Genomic DNA, 15,057 nt, shown 5'->3' with positions numbered 1-15,057 from the left:
GGACCGGCGGGGTGGGCAAGAGTGCCCATGGACGGTGACCGGCGCCGCCCCTCGATTGCCCTAGGCTGCACCGCATGAGCCAACGATTCAACGCCCCGCCCGGGTGGCAGGTCCCGCCGAACTTCACCCCGCCCGAGGGCTGGCAGCCGGACCCGTCGTGGCCGCCGGCACCGGCCGGCTGGAACTACTGGGTCGAGGACGCCGCCGGGTCGGCCGCCGCCCCGATGGCCGGGCAGAACCCGGGCTACGGCCCCGGTTCCGCCGCGCCGGCCGGTGGGTCACCGTATGGCGCCTCGCCCTACGGTGACGCCGCGTCCGGGACCGCCTCGGCCGCCCTGGCCCAGCAGGAGGTCAAGAAGGCCCGGAACGGGATGCTGGTCGGCTTCGGGATCCTCGCCGCCGCCGTGCTGGTCTTCGTCATCAGCTTCGCGGTCGCGGCGAGCAGTCCGACCGGTGGGACGTACTTCTTCCCGTGGTACTTCATGCTGATCGGCCTGATCCTCGGTATCCGCGGTCTCATCCAGTGGAACAAGGCCAAGAAGGCCGTGGCGATGGCGCCGGGCGGCTCGTTCGACCCGAGTGCCTACACCGGGTCCGGGGCCTCCGGCATGCCGGGTCCGACCACGCCGCCGGGTGTCACCCCGCCGGGCGGCTACCCGACGTCGGGCACCGACTCCGGCCCTCGGCCCGGCGAGTACCGCCCGTAGGTCGGCCGCACCCACGAGCAGCGGCGACGCCCCCTGCCAGACGTGAGTGCCGCCGTCGAGCACCGCTCGGTCCCCGAACGCCCCGCCCATACGGCGGGGCGTTCGTCGTGGCCGCAGGCGCGACGATCAGCGGAAGACGACCGTGCGGTGCCCGTCGATGAGCACGCGGTGCTCGGCGTGCCAGCGCACCGCGCGGGCGAGCACCCGCCGTTCCACGTCCTGACCGATCGCGACGAGTTCGCCGGCGTCGTCGGCGTGGGTGACCCGCTCCACGTCCTGCTCGATGATCGGGCCCTCGTCGAGCGAGGCGGTCGCGTAGTGGGCCGTCGCGCCGATGAGTTTGACGCCACGGTCGTGCGCCTGCGCGTACGGCCGGGCGCCCTTGAAACTCGGCAGGAACGAGTGGTGGATGTTGATGATCCGGCCGTCGAGTGCCCGGCACAGGTCGTCGGAGAGGATCTGCATGTAGCGGGCCATCACCACAAGCTCGGCGTCGAGCTCGTCGACCAGGTCCAGCAGGGCCCGCTCGGCGGCCGGCTTGGTGTCCCTCGTCACCGGGATGTGGTGGAACGGCACCCCGTAGAACTGGGCCATCGGCGCCAGCTCGGTGTGGTTGGAGACCACGGCCACCACCTGGATCGGGAGTCGGCCTTCGCGCTCGCGGAACAGCAGGTCGTTGAGGCAATGGGCCGCGGTGGAGACCATCACCACAGTGCGCACCGGGCGACCCACCCGGTCCAGGGACCACGTCATCGAGAACTCCGTGGCGACCTCGGTCAGCGCGGACTCCAGGTCCGCCTCCGTGGCCGCGGACTCCACCTGCACCCGCATGAAGAACAGCCCGGTGCCCGCGTCACCGAACTGCTGGGACTCGGTGATGTTGCCGCCGTTCGCGGCGAGCACCCCGGCGACGGCGTGCACGATCCCGGGGCGGTCGGGGCAGGAGAGGGTCAGGACCCAGTGGTCCGGGGCTTCGGTGGTCACCGCAGTGAGGTTAGCCGGTGTCGCCGTCGGTTCGGGCCGCGCAGGCGGTTCGGGTTCGCGAGCACGCCGGTCAGTGGAAGGATGGGGGCATGGACGAGCTGAGGATCGACGTCGTCGAGGACAAGGACGCGGGCGAGCTGCTGACCGTGCGGCGGGCCGCGTTCGTGACCGAGGCGCAGCTGTACGACGACCCCCACATCCCGGCCCTGACCCAGACCTACGACGAGTTGCGCGAGGACCTGGCCCGGGCCGATGTCGTCACCCTCGGTGCGTGGATCGGACCGCGCATGGTCGGGTCCGTACGCGTGGGCCTGGAGGAGGACCGGGCGCTCCTCGGCCGCCTCGCGGTGGTGCCGGACCTGCAGGGGCAGGGCCTGGGCACGAAGCTCCTGATGTCCGTGCTGAACTACCTGCCGGAGCAGACCAGCGAGGTCTGGGTCTTCACCGGGCAGGACTCCAAGCAGAACCTCTCCCTGTACGCCAAGCACGGCTTCGAGCACCAGTACGACCAGAACGCCGGCGACCTCACCTACGCCTACCTGCGGAAGATCCTCGGCGACCTGGAGACGACCGAGGTCACCGAGACGGACGAGGCCACGACCTCGCCCGCGGAAGGCTAGGCACCCGGCCCACCGGACGCCGTCGGCCGATCGACCCGGCGGACCGGATCCGCCGGACGGACTCGACCCGGGGGCCTGCGGCCTTGCTAGGCTGGGCCCATCGCGACTGGCGCCGAGGTGGATCACCACCGGGGAGCGATGCAGTAACTCGACTCGAGGTCGCCCGCCTGGGCCTGGAGTGATCCGACGAGAACCCATTCACTGCATCGCCCGCGGAGGAAGCATGAGCCAGCCCACGTCCACCGTCCCCGTCAACGAGCAGACGCTCGCGGAACTCGATCCCGAGATCGCCGCCGTGCTCGAGGGGGAACTCACCCGCCAGCGTGAGACCCTCGAGATGATCGCGAGCGAGAACTTCGTGCCGCGTGCCGTGCTCCAGGCGCAGGGCTCGGTGCTGACGAACAAGTACGCCGAGGGTTACCCGGGCCGCCGCTACTACGGCGGCTGCGAGCAGGTCGACATCGCCGAGAACCTCGCCATCGAGCGGGCGTCGTCGCTGTTCGGCGCCGAGTACGTCAACGTCCAGCCCCACTCCGGGGCCCAGGCCAACGCGGCCGTGCTGCACGCCCTGATCAAGCCGGGCGACACCATCCTCGGCCTGCAGCTGGCCCACGGTGGCCACCTCACCCACGGCATGAAGATCAACTTCTCCGGCAAGCTCTACAACGTCGCCTCCTACGGCGTCGACTCCCAGACCCACCGGATCGACTACGACGCGCTGCGGGCCACCGCGCTCGAGTCCCGGCCGCAGGTGATCATCGCCGGCTGGTCCGCGTACCCGCGTCAGCTCGACTTCGAGGCGTTCCGGTCCATCGCGGACGAGGTCGGCGCCTACCTGTGGACGGACATGGCGCACTTCGCCGGCCTGGTCGCGGCCGGGCTGCACCCGAACCCGGTGCCGCACTCGGACGTGGTCTCCTCCACCGTGCACAAGACCCTCGGCGGCCCGCGCTCGGGAGTGATCCTGGCCAATGACAAGGAGCGGTTCGGCAAGAAGCTCGACTCCGCGGTGTTCCCGGGCCAGCAGGGCGGGCCGCTGATGCACGTGATCGCGGCCAAGGCGGTCGCGTTCAAGGTCGCGGCCGGCGCGGAGTTCGCCGACCGGCAGCAGCGCACCGTCGACGGCGCCCGGATCCTCGCCGAGCGGCTCACGGGTTCCGACGTGGCCGGCGCTGGCGTCTCCGTGCTCACCGGCGGCACCGACGTGCACCTGGTCCTGGTGGACCTGCGCAACTCCGACCTGGACGGCCAGCAGGCCGAGGACCTCCTGCACGACGCCGGGATCACCGTGAACCGCAACGCCGTGCCGTTCGACCCGCGCCCCCCGCGGGTCACGTCCGGGCTGCGGATCGGCACGCCGGCCCTGGCCTCCCGCGGCTTCGGGGAGACCGAGTTCCGCGAGGTGGCGGACATCATCGGCGGCGTGCTCGCGGCCGGCTCCGGCGCGGACATCGACGCCGCCCGGGCCCGGGTCAAGGCCCTCACCGACGCGTTCCCGCTCTACCCCGGGCTGCACCAGTGAGCGCACGGCTGCTCCCGGGCAAGCCGGTCGCGGACGCGGTGTTCGCCGATCTCGCCCCACGGATCGAGGCGCTCGCCGCGGCCGGGCACACCCCGGGCCTGGGCACCATCCTGGTCGGGGACGACTCCGCCAGTGCCGGGTACATCCGGATGAAGCAGGAGCGGGCCGCCGCCCTCGGGTTCGTCTCCCCGCACATCCACCTGGGCGCCGACGCCACCCAGGCGGACGTGCTCGCCGCCATCGGCGAGATGAACGACGCGGACGACGTCGACGCCGTGCTGCTGCAGCACCCCACCCCGCCGCAGATCGACTTCGACGCTGCCCTGCTCGCGCTCGACCCGGACAAGGACGTGGACGGGCTGCACCCGGTCAACATGGGCCGGCTCGCCCTCGGCATGCCCGGGCCGGTGGCCTGCACCCCGGCCGGGATCGAGGCCCTGCTGGCCCACTACGAGATCGGTATCGCCGGCCGCGAGGTGTGCATCCTCGGCCGCGGCACCACGCTCGGGCGCCCGCTCGCGCTGCTGCTCAGCCAGAAGCGCCCGACGGCGAACGCGGCCGTCACCGTGGTGCACACCGGGGTGCCGAACTGGCCCGACTACACCCGCCGCGCCGAGGTGGTCATCGCGGCCGCCGGGGTGCCCGGGATCCTGCAGCCCGAGCACCTCACCCCGGGCGTCACCGTGATCGGCGGGGGCGTCCGCTACGAGGGCAAGCGGCTGCTCCCGGACGTCGACGAGTCCTGCGAACAGGTCGCCGGGGCGATCACCCCGCGCGTCGGCGGCGTGGGTCCGACCACCATCGCGTTGCTGTTCCGCAACGCCGTCGAGGCTGCGGAGCGTCGGGTCGGCTGAGTCCGGGGCAGGCCTCGGGCTCCCGGACCCGCACCCCTCGGTGACCATCAGTCGTCACGGGGTCGAATCAGTCGGCTGGCTCCGGCTGATTCGACCCCTCGACGACTTCCTCGGCGGCATCCACCGTCACCGGCTCGTCATAGGGTTGGAGCCATGACTGAGGACGGGCTGCAACAGGCCATCACGAAGATGCAGGAGCGGGGCATCGACCCCCGCGCGATCAACGTCTTCGCCCACTACTGGCGCGACCTCGCGGCCGGTGCGCAGGGCCTGATCCCGGAGGAGACGATCGAGCCGCTCGGGGAGGTCCCGGCGCTCGGCGACTTCGCCGCGACGGCCTCCCAGCGCCGGGAGGCACTGGCCCGCACCGCCGTCATCAAGCTGAACGGTGGGCTCGGCACGTCGATGGGAATGACCGGCCCGAAGTCCGCCCTCGAGGTGCGCGACGGGCTCACGTTCCTGGACATCATCGCCCGCCAGGTGCTCGCCCTGCGGGCCGAGCACGACGTGCAGCTGCCGCTGATCCTGATGAACTCGTTCCGTACGCGGTCCGAGTCCCTGGCGATCCTCGAGAGGTACCCGGACCTGGCCGTGGACGGTCTGCCGCTGGACTTCCTGCAGAACGCGGAGCCGAAGTTGGACGCGGACACCCTCGCCCCGGTGGACTGGGCCGCGGACCCCGAGCTCGAGTGGTGCCCGCCGGGGCACGGGGACATCTACGTCGCGCTGCAGGGCAGCGGGCTGCTCGCGGCGCTGCGGGCGAAGGGGATCCGGTACGTGTTCCTGTCCAACGCGGACAACCTCGGCGCCACCTGTGACCCGGACGTGGCGGCCTGGATGTTCGCCAACGCCGTGCCGTACGCGGCCGAGGTGTGCCCGCGCACCGCGAACGACCGCAAGGGCGGGCACCTGGCCCGACGGCGCAGCGACGGCCGGATGATCCTGCGGGACAGCGCCATGGTGGCCGACGGCGAGGACCACCACTTCCAGGACAACGAGCGGCACCAGTACTTCCACACGAACAACCTGTGGGTGGACCTGGAGGTCCTCGAGCGGCTCCTCGACGAGCGCGACGGGGTGCTCGGGCTGCCGATCGTGGTGAACCGCAAGACGGTGGACCCCTCGGACTCGTCCTCGACGCCGGTGATCCAGATCGAGTCCGCGATGGGCACCGCCGTGGAGGCGTTCGAGGGTTCCCAGGCGCTGCTGGTGCCGCGGCGTCGGTTCCGGCCGGTGAAGACCACGAACGAGCTGCTCCTGTTGCGCTCGGACGTGTTCTCACTCGATGAGGACTCGGTCGTGAACTCCGTGATCACCCACGACGAGCCGGCGATCCGGCTGGACGGGCACTACAAGCTCGTCCCGGACTTCGAGGCCCGGTTCCCGGCGGGGCCGCCGTCGCTGCGTGAATGCACCGGCCTGGAGGTGACCGGGGACGTCACGTTCGGAGCCGGCGTGGTCTGCACCGGGGACGTGCACGTGCGCGCCGAGCAGCCCGCCACGATTGCCGACGGCACCCGGCTGACCGGGGACGTCACGTGCTGAGCATCGGGTCCGTCAACGTCAACGGGATCCGGGCCGCGTTCCGGAGGGGGATGGGGGAGTGGATCGCCGAGCACGCCCCGGACGTGCTGCTGCTCCAGGAGGTCCGCGCGACCGACGAACTCCTCGCCGCCCACCTCGGGCCCGACTGGCACTTCGTGCACACCGAGGGCGCGGCCAAGGGCCGGGCTGGGGTCGCCGTCGCGGCCCGGACACCGTTCACGGCGGTCCGGATCGGGCTCGCCGCGGACGAGCCGGAGCCGGACGTCGGGCGGTGGGTGGAGGCCGACCTGGAGGTCGGCGGCGAGCGCCTGACGGTGGTCTCGACGTACCTACACTCCGGGACCGCCCGGACACCGTCGATGGATCTCAAGTTCGCGCACCTGGACGCCGTCACCGCGAGGATGGGTGAACTCGCGGCCGGCGGTGGCTGCGTGGTGGTGGGCGGGGACATGAACATCGCCCACCGTGAGGTGGACCTCAAGGCGTGGAAGACGAACCGCCGCAACGCCGGGTTCCTGCCCGAGGAGCGGGCCTACCTGGACACCTGGATCGACGAGCAGGGCTGGGTGGACCTGGGCCGCCGGTTCGGCGGCGAGGGCCCGGGGCCGTACTCGTGGTGGTCCTGGCGCGGGCAGGCGTTCACGAACGACGCGGGCTGGCGGATCGACTACCAGTTCGCCACGCCGGCCCTGGCCGAGCGGGCGAAGGATGCGGTCATCGACCGGGCGGCCACCTACGAGGCGCGGTTCTCCGACCACGCCCCGGTGCGGGTGCTGTACGACCTCTGACCCGCGTCCGCTGCGGCGGTTCTGTTGGTGCGGTCAGTGCTGTTCGTGCTGTCAGTGCTGTCCGGGCGGGCCGTGCTGGCTGTGCCAGGACCGGCCGCGGGTGCTGAGGTAGCCCAGCACGGCGCCGGCGACGATGAGGATGAGCCCGATCACGAGCCACGTGGGGTCCCCGGTCATCATGCTGCCGGGCAGGATCCCGGCGCCCTGGCCGGCCCAGACCAGGCCGATCAGGATCGCGATGATGCCGACGACGAGCAGCAGCGGCTTCTTGATCACGGGGTTTCCTGTCTGGCTGGGCGGTGGTGGAGTGAGCCTACTCTGCGGCGATGGCGGTGAGTTCGGTCAGGAGCCGGAACCCGGGTGCGTCGACCGCGGCCGCGGTGGCGGACAGGATCACCGCCGCGGTGCCGGCCGCGCGGTCCAGCCCGAGCCACGACCGGAAGCCGCCAGATCCGCCGTTGTGCCAGGTGATCGCGCGTCCGTCCACGTCGACGGTGATCCAGGCCGCGCCGATCCGGGCGCCGGCCCCGAACGGCGCGACCGGGTTCAGGGCGGCCATCCCTGGGGCCGAGCCGGCCAGCAGCGCGGCTGCCAGCCGCGCCATCGCCTCGATGCTCGCCCGGATGCCGCCGGCCGGTCCGAGCGCCTCCCCGGTCCAGGCCTCGCGCGTTCGCCCGCGTGCGGACCTCCCGGACAGCGCACCGGGCCGCAGGTCCGCGGTGGACGTCGGGACGTAGAAGGGGTCGAGGTCGAGCGGGCCGACGAGTCGATCCCGGACGAGTGCGGCGTAGGTCGTCCCCTCGGCGGCGGCGATCGCGTGGCCCAACAGTTCGAACCCGAAATTGGAGTAGCGGGGGAGTGGCCTGCCGACCCGGACGCCGCGGGCCTGCTCGAGCAGGTCGTCGAGTGTCTCGCCGTACGGGTTGGTCCCGTGCCGCCAGAGCGCGATCGTGCGGCGCCACGGGTGCGCGGACGCCGGGAGCCGCGGCAGGCCGGAACGGTGTGTGCTCAGCGAGGCCAAGCTCACGCCGGCCGCGGGGGTGTCGCCCAGCGGGAGGTGGTCACCGAGGACCGCATCGGCACCGAACTCAGCACGGGCCAGACCCTCGGCGTAGAGCAGTCCGGTGATCGCCTTCGAGACGGAGGCGATCTCGAAGTCGGCCTGCGAGTCGGCGCCCCTGCCGGCCACCGTGACGGTCCCGGGGGTGAGGGTGGCCGCGGCGAACACCGGATGACGCGGGCCGAGCAGGTCCTGAACCCGGGCCGCGAGCCGCTCGCTTGCCTCCATGGCGGCAACCGTAGTTGACGACTTCCGAAACCGTCAACCTAAATTGACGTCAGTACCGGATCGCGTCGATCGGTTTCACCCGGACCGCCACGAGCGCAGGCAGCAGCCCGGCCAGTGCCCCGATCACGGTGGCGGCCACCAGACCGGTGACAGCCGCGGAGATCGGGAACGGGGGAACGTCCTGGATGCTGCCCCAGCCGATCAGCGCCTCGATCGGGGCGTTGCGCACGGCGACCACGGCGATCGCGACGCCGATCGCACCCGCGAGCACGGTCGCGACCAGGGACTCCATCATGATCGAGAAGAAGATCCGTCCCGAGGACGCCCCGAACGAGCGCCGGATGCCGATCTCGCGGATCCGCTGCCGCACGGTCACCAGGGAGATGTTCACCAGGCTCAGAGCGCCGAGCATCAGGACCAGGAGACCGATCCCGGTCACGACGAGCTGGAACACCTGGTCGAACGCCTCGATGCCGAAGGCGTCCTGGCGGTAGATCTGCACCTGCGCGCTGGACCCGAGGGCCGCCGTCAGATCCCGGTTCAGGAACTGCTCGGCGACGTCGGCGTCCTCCGGCGGCACCCACACCTCGAGAGCCGGCGGGGCGAAGAACTCCGGGCTCGGCGGGATCCACCGCTCGAACGCCGAGCTCAGGATGAACGCCTCCGGGACCGCGCCCTCCCACAGGTCGGCGGTCACCCCGATGATCGTGGCCCGGACCGGCTCGTCCCGCCCGATCAGGGCGGTGGGACGTCCGGTGAGGTCGGGAACGCCGAGTTCGCGCAGGAACGCCTCGTTCACCACCAGGGCCGGGGCGAACCGGTCAGCATCTGCGGCGGTGAACCACGACCCGTGCACCGGGGCGATCCGGTGCATCGCCCCGTACGGCGGGTCGACGGCCTGGACCTGGACCTCCCAGGTCCCGGTCGGCATCCGGACCGGCATGCTGGCGTAGGTGACGAGGGAGGCCTGCTCGATCTCGTACCGCGTCACGAAGTCACGGAACGCCGTGGTGGTCGCGGTGGCGTCGAGAGTCCCGGTCTCGGACCAGGCGTCCACCCGGAACGTCGCCGGCCGTCCGCTCTGCGCCTCCATGAGCTCGGACTGCGCCTGCCTCGTGATGTCCCCGAGCGCCGTCACCCCGGTCATCGCCGCAACCGCGACGGCCACGCCGATCAGGGACAGCAGCACCCGCAGGCGGTGGATGCGCAGTTCGCCCCACGCCTCCACGAGGGCGCCGACGAACCCGGTCACGCCGAGGCCTCTGCGTCGGCGAGCACCGGTGCGGCCTCCGGGTCCACGACGTCGGTCGCGGTCAGCGGGTCGCCCAGCTCGGCGAGGGTACCGGCGGTCCGCGGGGCGATCGTGATCGGCGTGAGCACGCCCTCGCCGAGCCGGTAGTGCCGGCTCGCCCGGGCCGCCACCGCGAGGTCGTGGGTGATCGCGATCAGCACCGCGCCGGTGTCCGAGGCGATCTCGTCGAGCATCGTCATGATCTCGGCGCCGGTGTCCACGTCCAGGGCGCCGGTGGGCTCGTCGGCGAGGATCACGCGCGGGGTGCGGACCAGGGCGCGGGCGATCGCGACCCGCTGCTGCTCGCCGCCGGAGAGCTGCTCCGGCTTGGACTCCAGCCGGTCGCCGAGGCCCACCCGCGCCAGCATCGAGGTGGCGATCGAGTGTCGACGCCAGAACGTGCGGCCGCGCGCGTACAGCAGGGGCGCGATCACGTTCTCCAGGGCGGTGCGCCCCGGGAGCAGGTTGAACTGCTGGAACACGAATCCGAAGTCGTCGCCGCGGCGCCGAGCCCGACGGCGGTTGCCGAGTCGGCCGATCGGCGTCCCGTCGAGCAGGTACTCGCCGTCCGTCGGGGCGTCGAGGAGGCCGAGGATGTTCAGCAGGGTGGACTTCCCGGTGCCCGAGCGCCCCACGATGGAGATGTGCTCGCCGGCCCCGACGCTCAGGTCGACCCCCCGCAGGATGTCCAGCCGGGAGTCGTCGGGCAGCCGGACGGTCCGGGTGATCCCGTGCAGTTCCAGCAGACTCATCCGACGCCCGGGTCCATGGCGTAGGGATCGATCGGCTCGACCTCGGCGCCGGGCACGAACTCCAGGACCAGGTCCCCGGCGGCGACGCCCTCGACGATCTGCACGAGCTCGCCGTCCGTGAGGCCGAGGGTCACGGGCCGCTCCTCGGGCTCACCGTCGGCACCGACCACCCAGACCACGCCGGTCTCGAAGAGCCCCTGGACCGCGGTGACCGGCAGGACCATCGCGTCGGCGGCCTCGCCGCTGGTGATCACCAGGTCCGCACTCAGGCCCGGGAACACCGTAACCCCCGCGGGAACGGCGCACCGGGCCTGCACCGTGGTGCCGTCGCCGGCGGGCGGCGCCTCGCCGTCGGGCTGGTCTGCGTCGTTGCCGTCGGCGACGCCGGTGGTCAGGCCGGTGCACGTGAACGGCGCCGGCCCGCCGGGCACCTGCACCTGCCCTTCGGCAGGGGCGGAGACCAGCCGGTACTGCTGTTCCGGGCTCAGCGAGCCGACCACGGAGAACGTGTCCGGGGTGACGGTGGCGACCGGATCCCCGATCGAGACGGCCTGGTCCTCGAGCACGGAGAAGCGGACCACACCCGTGGCCGGGGCGCGCACGACCGTGGTGGTGATCTCGGGACTGCGGGGGGTCACCGTGACGTTCCCCTCCTCGTCCGTGCTCTCCACCGGGTCGCGCGGGGTCTCCTGGCGGATGACGAGCAGGCGGTCGCCCTCGGTGACCGTCGCCCCGTCATCGACCTCGTAGTAGTTGACCGTCCCGTCCAGGTTCGCACGCGCGCTCACGGCGCCATCGGCGACGACGGTCGCCGCGAGGGTCACCTGGTTCGTGATGGTGGCGGTGGTGACCTCCACCTGCGGGTCCTCGAACACCGCCGACGGGGTCTCGGGCCCGGCGTCCGGGTCGCCGGTGGCGTCGGTGCCGCCGAACGCGAGCTGCACGAGCGCCACGGCGATCACGGCCCAGATCAGGATCCGGATGGTGGGAAAGACGATTCGGCGCGTGACACCCATGGCAACAGCCCCCTGCAGTCGTTCGGACCTGACCCGGGACCGGCTCCCACGCCGGTCCGCACCCCCTGTGCTCGGGTCAGCCTAGTGGGCCGGCGACGGCTCGTGGGGTCATTCCGGCGGCTCGGTCTCCGCCTCGGCGTCGGCGGCCGTGGGCAGTGTCGTCATCGACCACAGCGGCGAGATCACCACGGGCAGCGCCGCCAGCAGAGTGCCGATCGCCGCGATCCACAGGGCCGGCACCACGCCGAAGGCGCTGCCCAGCCAGCCGCCGAGCAGGCCGCCGAACGGCATCGTGCCCCAGACGATGAAGCGCACGGAGGCGTTCATCCGGCCGAGCAACCGTGGTGGGCACAGTCGCTGACGGAAACTGACCGTCGCGATGTTGTAGACGACCACCATCATGAAGGTGAGCCCGAGGCCCGCGATCAGCGTGACCATCGGCGGCAGTGGCAGCACCGAGGCGAGCGGGACCAGCGCGATCGGGAGCCCCATCGCGAGTGCGCTGACCGGGACCAGTCGTGCCTCACCGATCCACTCGGCTGCCTTGCGGCCGACCAGGGCGCCGAGCAGGGCGCCGACGGAGGCGGCGGAGAAGATCGTGCCGAGCGCCGCCTCACCGAGGTCCAGGTCGCGCAGGATGTACAGGGCCTCGAGTGCGGAGAGGATCCCGAACGCGAGATTGCCGAGCGCGGTGCAGGCGACCATCCGGCGCAGCAGCGGCTGCCGCACGACGAAGGACAGGCCCTCTCGGATCTCCACGACGAGCGGCCGGCGGTCCTCCCGGGGCGGCAGCGTCTCCCGGTGCGCGATCCGGGCCACGAAGAGGGCCGAGAGCAGATAGGTCACCGCGTTGAACGCGATGAGCGCTCCCGAGGTGACGAACCGCAGCAGCACCCCGGCGGCGGCCGGCCCCGCCACCTGGGCCACGGACGCCGTCGCCTGCAGTTTGGCATTGCCCTCGACGACGTGGTCGATGCCGACCAGGGTGGGCACGTAGGACTGGTGGGCGACGTCGAAGAAGACCGTGGCGCTGCCGAGCAGCAGGCCGGCCACGTAGAGCAGCGGCATCGACGCGGTGCCGGTCAGGGCGGCCACGACCACCCCGGCGAGGATGAGGGCGCGGACCAGGTCGGCGGTGATCAGCACGGACCGTTTGCGCATCCGGTCCACCCAGGCGCCCGCCGGCAGGCCGATCAGCAGGAACGCCGCCATGTTCGCGGCGGACAGGACCCCCATCTGCCACTCGGTCGCCTGCAGGACGCCGACGGCGAGCACGGGCAGGGCCAGGCCGGTGAACTGGGCACCGAGCTGGCCGAACGCGTCGCCGGCCCAGAGGTGCCGGAAGTCGCGATGGTGCCAGAGCGCGCGGGGCTTGCTCGGTGGCAGGTCCCCGGCCGGAGTGGTCGACGGCACCGACGGATCGGGGGTGGTGGTCTCGGTCATGAGTACAGTCTGATCAAGTGATTGGGAAGTGTCAATCACTAGTGATCGAGGAATCTCGATCACTCTCTCCGGAGTCGCGTGGGCCGCCGGTAGCATCGGCCCATGACCGACGAGGCCATCCCCGGAACCACCGCGGACGCCGACGCCCGTGCCCTGAGCTCGGCCCTGCGGATGCGGATCCTGCGACTGTGCCTGGACGAGGCGCTGACGAACAAGGAGATCGCCGGGCGCCTCGGCATGGCCCCGGCGACCACCTACCACCATGTGCGGCTCCTTGCCGAGCGCGGCTTCCTGGCTGCGCAGCCGGAGCGGCAGGGCAACCGCGGCGCCCGGGAGGTGCCCTACCTCTCCACCGGCAAGTCCTGGCGCACCCCGATGGGGCCGGGACGGGGACGGATCCTGATCCAGGCGTTCCTCGACGAGTTCGCCCTTGCCGATCCCGCCCGGGCCGAGATCGTGCGGCTCGGGGTGCGGCTCAACGAGGCGGACCGCGACGAGATGCTGCGCCGCTTCACCGAGTTGTTCGCCGAGTACGCCGACCGGGCCCCGGATCCCGAGGGCGAACCCCTCTCGCTGTTCTTCGCGCTGCACGAGGACGTGGGTCGGCGGCGGCCGGACTGAGCGGGCGTCGGCGTGGCCCGGCCGCGGGCCGGCCTCAGTCGCGCGCGCCGATCGCGTGGGTCTGGCTGTAGCCGGAGTCCAGGTCGGTGATCCGGACCTCGATCATCCCGTTCCGGTCGATCAGGTACCGCTCCTCGACGAGCGGGCCGTCGTCGCGGCGGTGCACCTCGGCGGCCGTGGCGGCTGCGCCCCGGTCCGGGCTCTGCAGGGCAGGATCGAACGGGAACGTCACCTGGGCGAACGGGACGATGTTCCCGCGCGGTTCCCCCGAGTCATCGATGGCCGTGCACTCCACATACCGGAACCGGCCCACGTTGTGCGCCGCGCGGTACCTGCGGACGATGACGGTGTCCTCGTCGGCGTCGGCCGGCAGGGTTGCGTCGGGGCGCAGGATGGCGTCGAAACTCAGGCCGGCCCCGCCGTCGCGCTCGCGGAACACCCCGAAACCACGCGAGAGGCGGTCGGTGAGGGTGAAGTCGGCGTCCGGGTCGGCGGCGATGGCCAGGCCGATCGCGGTGGAGGCCGCCGGCAATGGGGACCGATGCACCCGACGGCCGTACTGCTCGCGCAGCAGTCGCGGCACCAGCGGGAGGCCGCTGCCCCCGCCGACCAGGTAGATCCCGGCGATCTCGGTCAGGTCCTCGGCGGACTCCTGGTCCGACTCGGCGGGCTCGCCGGATTCGTCGGGGAGGGTGGCGAGGAGCGGGCGCATCGCGTCGATGGTCCGCTGCAGGAGGGGCGTGACGGCCTCGTAGTAGGCGTCGACCCCGACGGTGACCTCCGTGTCACCGACGTCGAGCGCGATCCGCCGGGACTGCGGGGTGAGTCGTTCCTTGGCTTCGCGGGCCTGATCCCGCAGGTTCTCCAGGAGTGCGGGGTCCTGCGTGTCGGAGGCACCGGCCGCGGCGAGCGCGCAGTCCACCAGGACCTCGTCGAAGTCGTCGCCGCCGAGTCGGTTCAGACCGGCGGTGGCGAGGACGTCGTGGTCGGTGTCCCGCACGTCCACGAGGGAGGCGTCGAACGTGCCGCCGCCGAGGTCGTAGACGACCACCCGGGTGCGCCGCGAACTCACGGTGGTGCCGCGGCGGTGGGTGTACTCGAAGCCGGCCGCGGACGGTTCGTTGACCATCGCGGTCACCGTGAAACCGGCGCGGCGGAAGGCCTCCAGGGTGAGGTAGCGCTGGGCGCCGTGCGCGTGAGCGGGCACCCCGACCACGGTCCGGGAGCCCTCGCGGGCGCGGGCGTTGCGGGCGCTCCTGGGCAGGTTCGAGCGCTCGTACAGTGCACCGCGCAGGGCGGTCAGGAATCCGGTCAGCACGTCCAGGATCGGCTCGGTACGCGACCCGATGGCAACGGGGGTCGCCCCGGTCACGTCCGGAGCGGCGAGGATGCGCTTGAAGGAGCGGAGCATGGCCGCCCCGGTATGTCCGGCGGCGACGGCGTCGAAGCCGTAGACGAGGTCACCTGCGTCGTCTGCCACCACGGACGGGAAGTGATCGTGGGCGTCACCGTCGCCGTCGAGGAAACTCACCACCGGGTAGTTGCCCCGGTCGGTGGCGGCGACGATCGTCCGAGTGGTCCCGAGATCGACGCCGAGATGCATGCCCCCAGCCTAGCGGCCGACCC

At 72.0% G+C, this 15,057-nt stretch carries 15 protein-coding genes and 1 riboswitch; of the genes, 7 read left to right on the top strand and 8 right to left on the bottom strand.

All coding sequences use genetic code 11. The features are described from left to right. Positions 1 to 74 precede the first annotated feature (74 nt). On the top strand, positions 75 to 707 hold the full coding sequence (locus tag EXU48_RS05160) for a hypothetical protein (protein ID WP_133106499.1): 633 nt from the start codon (positions 75 to 77) through the stop codon (positions 705 to 707). A 126-nt stretch (positions 708 to 833) separates the two neighbouring features. Here the strand turns inward: EXU48_RS05160 and purU are convergent, their stop codons facing one another. Continuing rightward, on the bottom strand, positions 834 to 1,691 hold the full coding sequence (purU, locus tag EXU48_RS05155; RefSeq protein ID WP_133106498.1) for a formyltetrahydrofolate deformylase: 858 nt from the start codon (positions 1,689 to 1,691) through the stop codon (positions 834 to 836). Between the two features lie 89 nt (positions 1,692 to 1,780). Here purU and EXU48_RS05150 point away from each other — a divergent pair, with 89 nt between their 5' ends. The 5 genes from EXU48_RS05150 to EXU48_RS05130 all read left to right on the top strand — a co-directional run bounded on the left by EXU48_RS05150 (position 1,781) and on the right by EXU48_RS05130 (position 7,020). Further along, complete coding sequence (locus EXU48_RS05150; protein WP_133106497.1) at positions 1,781 to 2,311, top strand: GNAT family N-acetyltransferase; 531 nt, start codon at positions 1,781 to 1,783, stop codon at positions 2,309 to 2,311. Between the two features lie 92 nt (positions 2,312 to 2,403). After that, a riboswitch (ZMP/ZTP riboswitch) is annotated at positions 2,404 to 2,491 on the top strand. A 43-nt stretch (positions 2,492 to 2,534) separates the two neighbouring features. Next, the gene (glyA, locus tag EXU48_RS05145) at positions 2,535 to 3,833 is read left to right on the top strand and encodes a serine hydroxymethyltransferase (protein WP_133106496.1); all 1,299 of its coding nucleotides are present in this window, start codon (positions 2,535 to 2,537) and stop codon (positions 3,831 to 3,833) included. Then, a complete protein-coding gene (locus EXU48_RS05140; protein ID WP_133106495.1) occupies positions 3,830 to 4,687 on the top strand; it encodes a bifunctional 5,10-methylenetetrahydrofolate dehydrogenase/5,10-methenyltetrahydrofolate cyclohydrolase in 858 nt (285 codons plus the stop codon). The genes glyA and EXU48_RS05140 overlap by 4 nt, the downstream gene beginning before the upstream one ends. Before the next feature lie 153 nt (positions 4,688 to 4,840). Then, entirely contained in the window at positions 4,841 to 6,232 is a 1,392-nt protein-coding gene (locus EXU48_RS05135) for a UTP--glucose-1-phosphate uridylyltransferase (protein ID WP_133106494.1), read from the top strand. Further along, the gene (locus EXU48_RS05130; RefSeq protein WP_133106493.1) at positions 6,226 to 7,020 is read left to right on the top strand and encodes an exodeoxyribonuclease III; all 795 of its coding nucleotides are present in this window, start codon (positions 6,226 to 6,228) and stop codon (positions 7,018 to 7,020) included. Before EXU48_RS05135 ends, EXU48_RS05130 begins: the two co-directional genes overlap by 7 nt. Positions 7,021 to 7,071: 51 nt before the next feature. Here the strand turns inward: EXU48_RS05130 and EXU48_RS05125 are convergent, their stop codons facing one another. From EXU48_RS05125 to EXU48_RS05100, 6 genes are all read right to left on the bottom strand, one after another. Beyond that, positions 7,072 to 7,296 (bottom strand): hypothetical protein, encoded by a 225-nt coding sequence (locus EXU48_RS05125; protein ID WP_133106492.1) that lies wholly within the window; start codon positions 7,294 to 7,296, stop codon positions 7,072 to 7,074. A 37-nt stretch (positions 7,297 to 7,333) separates the two neighbouring features. Then, the gene (locus EXU48_RS05120; RefSeq protein WP_133106491.1) at positions 7,334 to 8,308 is read right to left on the bottom strand and encodes a serine hydrolase domain-containing protein; all 975 of its coding nucleotides are present in this window, start codon (positions 8,306 to 8,308) and stop codon (positions 7,334 to 7,336) included. A gap of 49 nt (positions 8,309 to 8,357) precedes the next feature. Next, positions 8,358 to 9,560, bottom strand: coding sequence for an ABC transporter permease (locus EXU48_RS05115; protein ID WP_133106490.1), 1,203 nt, complete (start codon positions 9,558 to 9,560; stop codon positions 8,358 to 8,360). Next, positions 9,557 to 10,351 (bottom strand): ABC transporter ATP-binding protein, encoded by a 795-nt coding sequence (locus EXU48_RS05110; RefSeq protein ID WP_133106489.1) that lies wholly within the window; start codon positions 10,349 to 10,351, stop codon positions 9,557 to 9,559. Before EXU48_RS05110 ends, EXU48_RS05115 begins: the two co-directional genes overlap by 4 nt. Then, complete coding sequence (locus tag EXU48_RS05105) at positions 10,348 to 11,367, bottom strand: efflux RND transporter periplasmic adaptor subunit (RefSeq protein ID WP_133106488.1); 1,020 nt, start codon at positions 11,365 to 11,367, stop codon at positions 10,348 to 10,350. Before EXU48_RS05105 ends, EXU48_RS05110 begins: the two co-directional genes overlap by 4 nt. 108 nt (positions 11,368 to 11,475) lie before the next feature. After that, positions 11,476 to 12,810 carry an MFS transporter gene (locus EXU48_RS05100; RefSeq protein ID WP_133106487.1) on the bottom strand — a complete coding sequence of 445 codons (1,335 nt, stop codon included), beginning with the start codon at positions 12,808 to 12,810 and terminating at the stop codon, positions 11,476 to 11,478. Between the two features lie 102 nt (positions 12,811 to 12,912). Here EXU48_RS05100 and EXU48_RS05095 point away from each other — a divergent pair, with 102 nt between their 5' ends. Next, positions 12,913 to 13,431: an ArsR/SmtB family transcription factor gene (locus tag EXU48_RS05095; RefSeq protein WP_133106486.1), complete on the top strand. Its 519-nt coding sequence runs from the start codon at positions 12,913 to 12,915 to the stop codon at positions 13,429 to 13,431. A gap of 34 nt (positions 13,432 to 13,465) precedes the next feature. Here EXU48_RS05095 and EXU48_RS05090 read toward each other — a convergent pair whose 3' ends face one another. Next, positions 13,466 to 15,034: an Hsp70 family protein gene (locus EXU48_RS05090; protein ID WP_133106485.1), complete on the bottom strand. Its 1,569-nt coding sequence runs from the start codon at positions 15,032 to 15,034 to the stop codon at positions 13,466 to 13,468. Positions 15,035 to 15,057: the final 23 nt, after the last annotated feature.

The sequence above is a fragment of the Occultella glacieicola genome (assembly GCF_004353825.1).
GTDB lineage: Bacteria > Actinomycetota > Actinomycetes > Actinomycetales > Beutenbergiaceae > Occultella > Occultella glacieicola.
This window is presented reverse-complemented; position numbering and strand designations above follow the sequence as displayed.

Excerpts from the sequence above, each read along its gene's own strand:
- EXU48_RS05090 (WP_133106485.1), bottom strand. The coding sequence starts at position 15,034 with ATGCATCTCGGCGTCGATCTCGGGACCACTCGGACGATCGTCGCCGCC.
- EXU48_RS05100 (WP_133106487.1), bottom strand. The coding sequence starts at position 12,810 with ATGACCGAGACCACCACCCCCGATCCGTCGGTGCCGTCGACCACTCCG.
- EXU48_RS05095 (WP_133106486.1), top strand. The coding sequence starts at position 12,913 with ATGACCGACGAGGCCATCCCCGGAACCACCGCGGACGCCGACGCCCGT.
- EXU48_RS05150 (WP_133106497.1), top strand. The coding sequence starts at position 1,781 with ATGGACGAGCTGAGGATCGACGTCGTCGAGGACAAGGACGCGGGCGAG.
- glyA (WP_133106496.1), top strand. The coding sequence starts at position 2,535 with ATGAGCCAGCCCACGTCCACCGTCCCCGTCAACGAGCAGACGCTCGCG.
- EXU48_RS05135 (WP_133106494.1), top strand. The coding sequence starts at position 4,841 with ATGACTGAGGACGGGCTGCAACAGGCCATCACGAAGATGCAGGAGCGG.
- EXU48_RS05105 (WP_133106488.1), bottom strand. The coding sequence starts at position 11,367 with ATGGGTGTCACGCGCCGAATCGTCTTTCCCACCATCCGGATCCTGATC.
- EXU48_RS05120 (WP_133106491.1), bottom strand. The coding sequence starts at position 8,308 with ATGGAGGCAAGCGAGCGGCTCGCGGCCCGGGTTCAGGACCTGCTCGGC.
- EXU48_RS05160 (WP_133106499.1), top strand. The coding sequence starts at position 75 with ATGAGCCAACGATTCAACGCCCCGCCCGGGTGGCAGGTCCCGCCGAAC.
- EXU48_RS05110 (WP_133106489.1), bottom strand. The coding sequence starts at position 10,351 with ATGAGTCTGCTGGAACTGCACGGGATCACCCGGACCGTCCGGCTGCCC.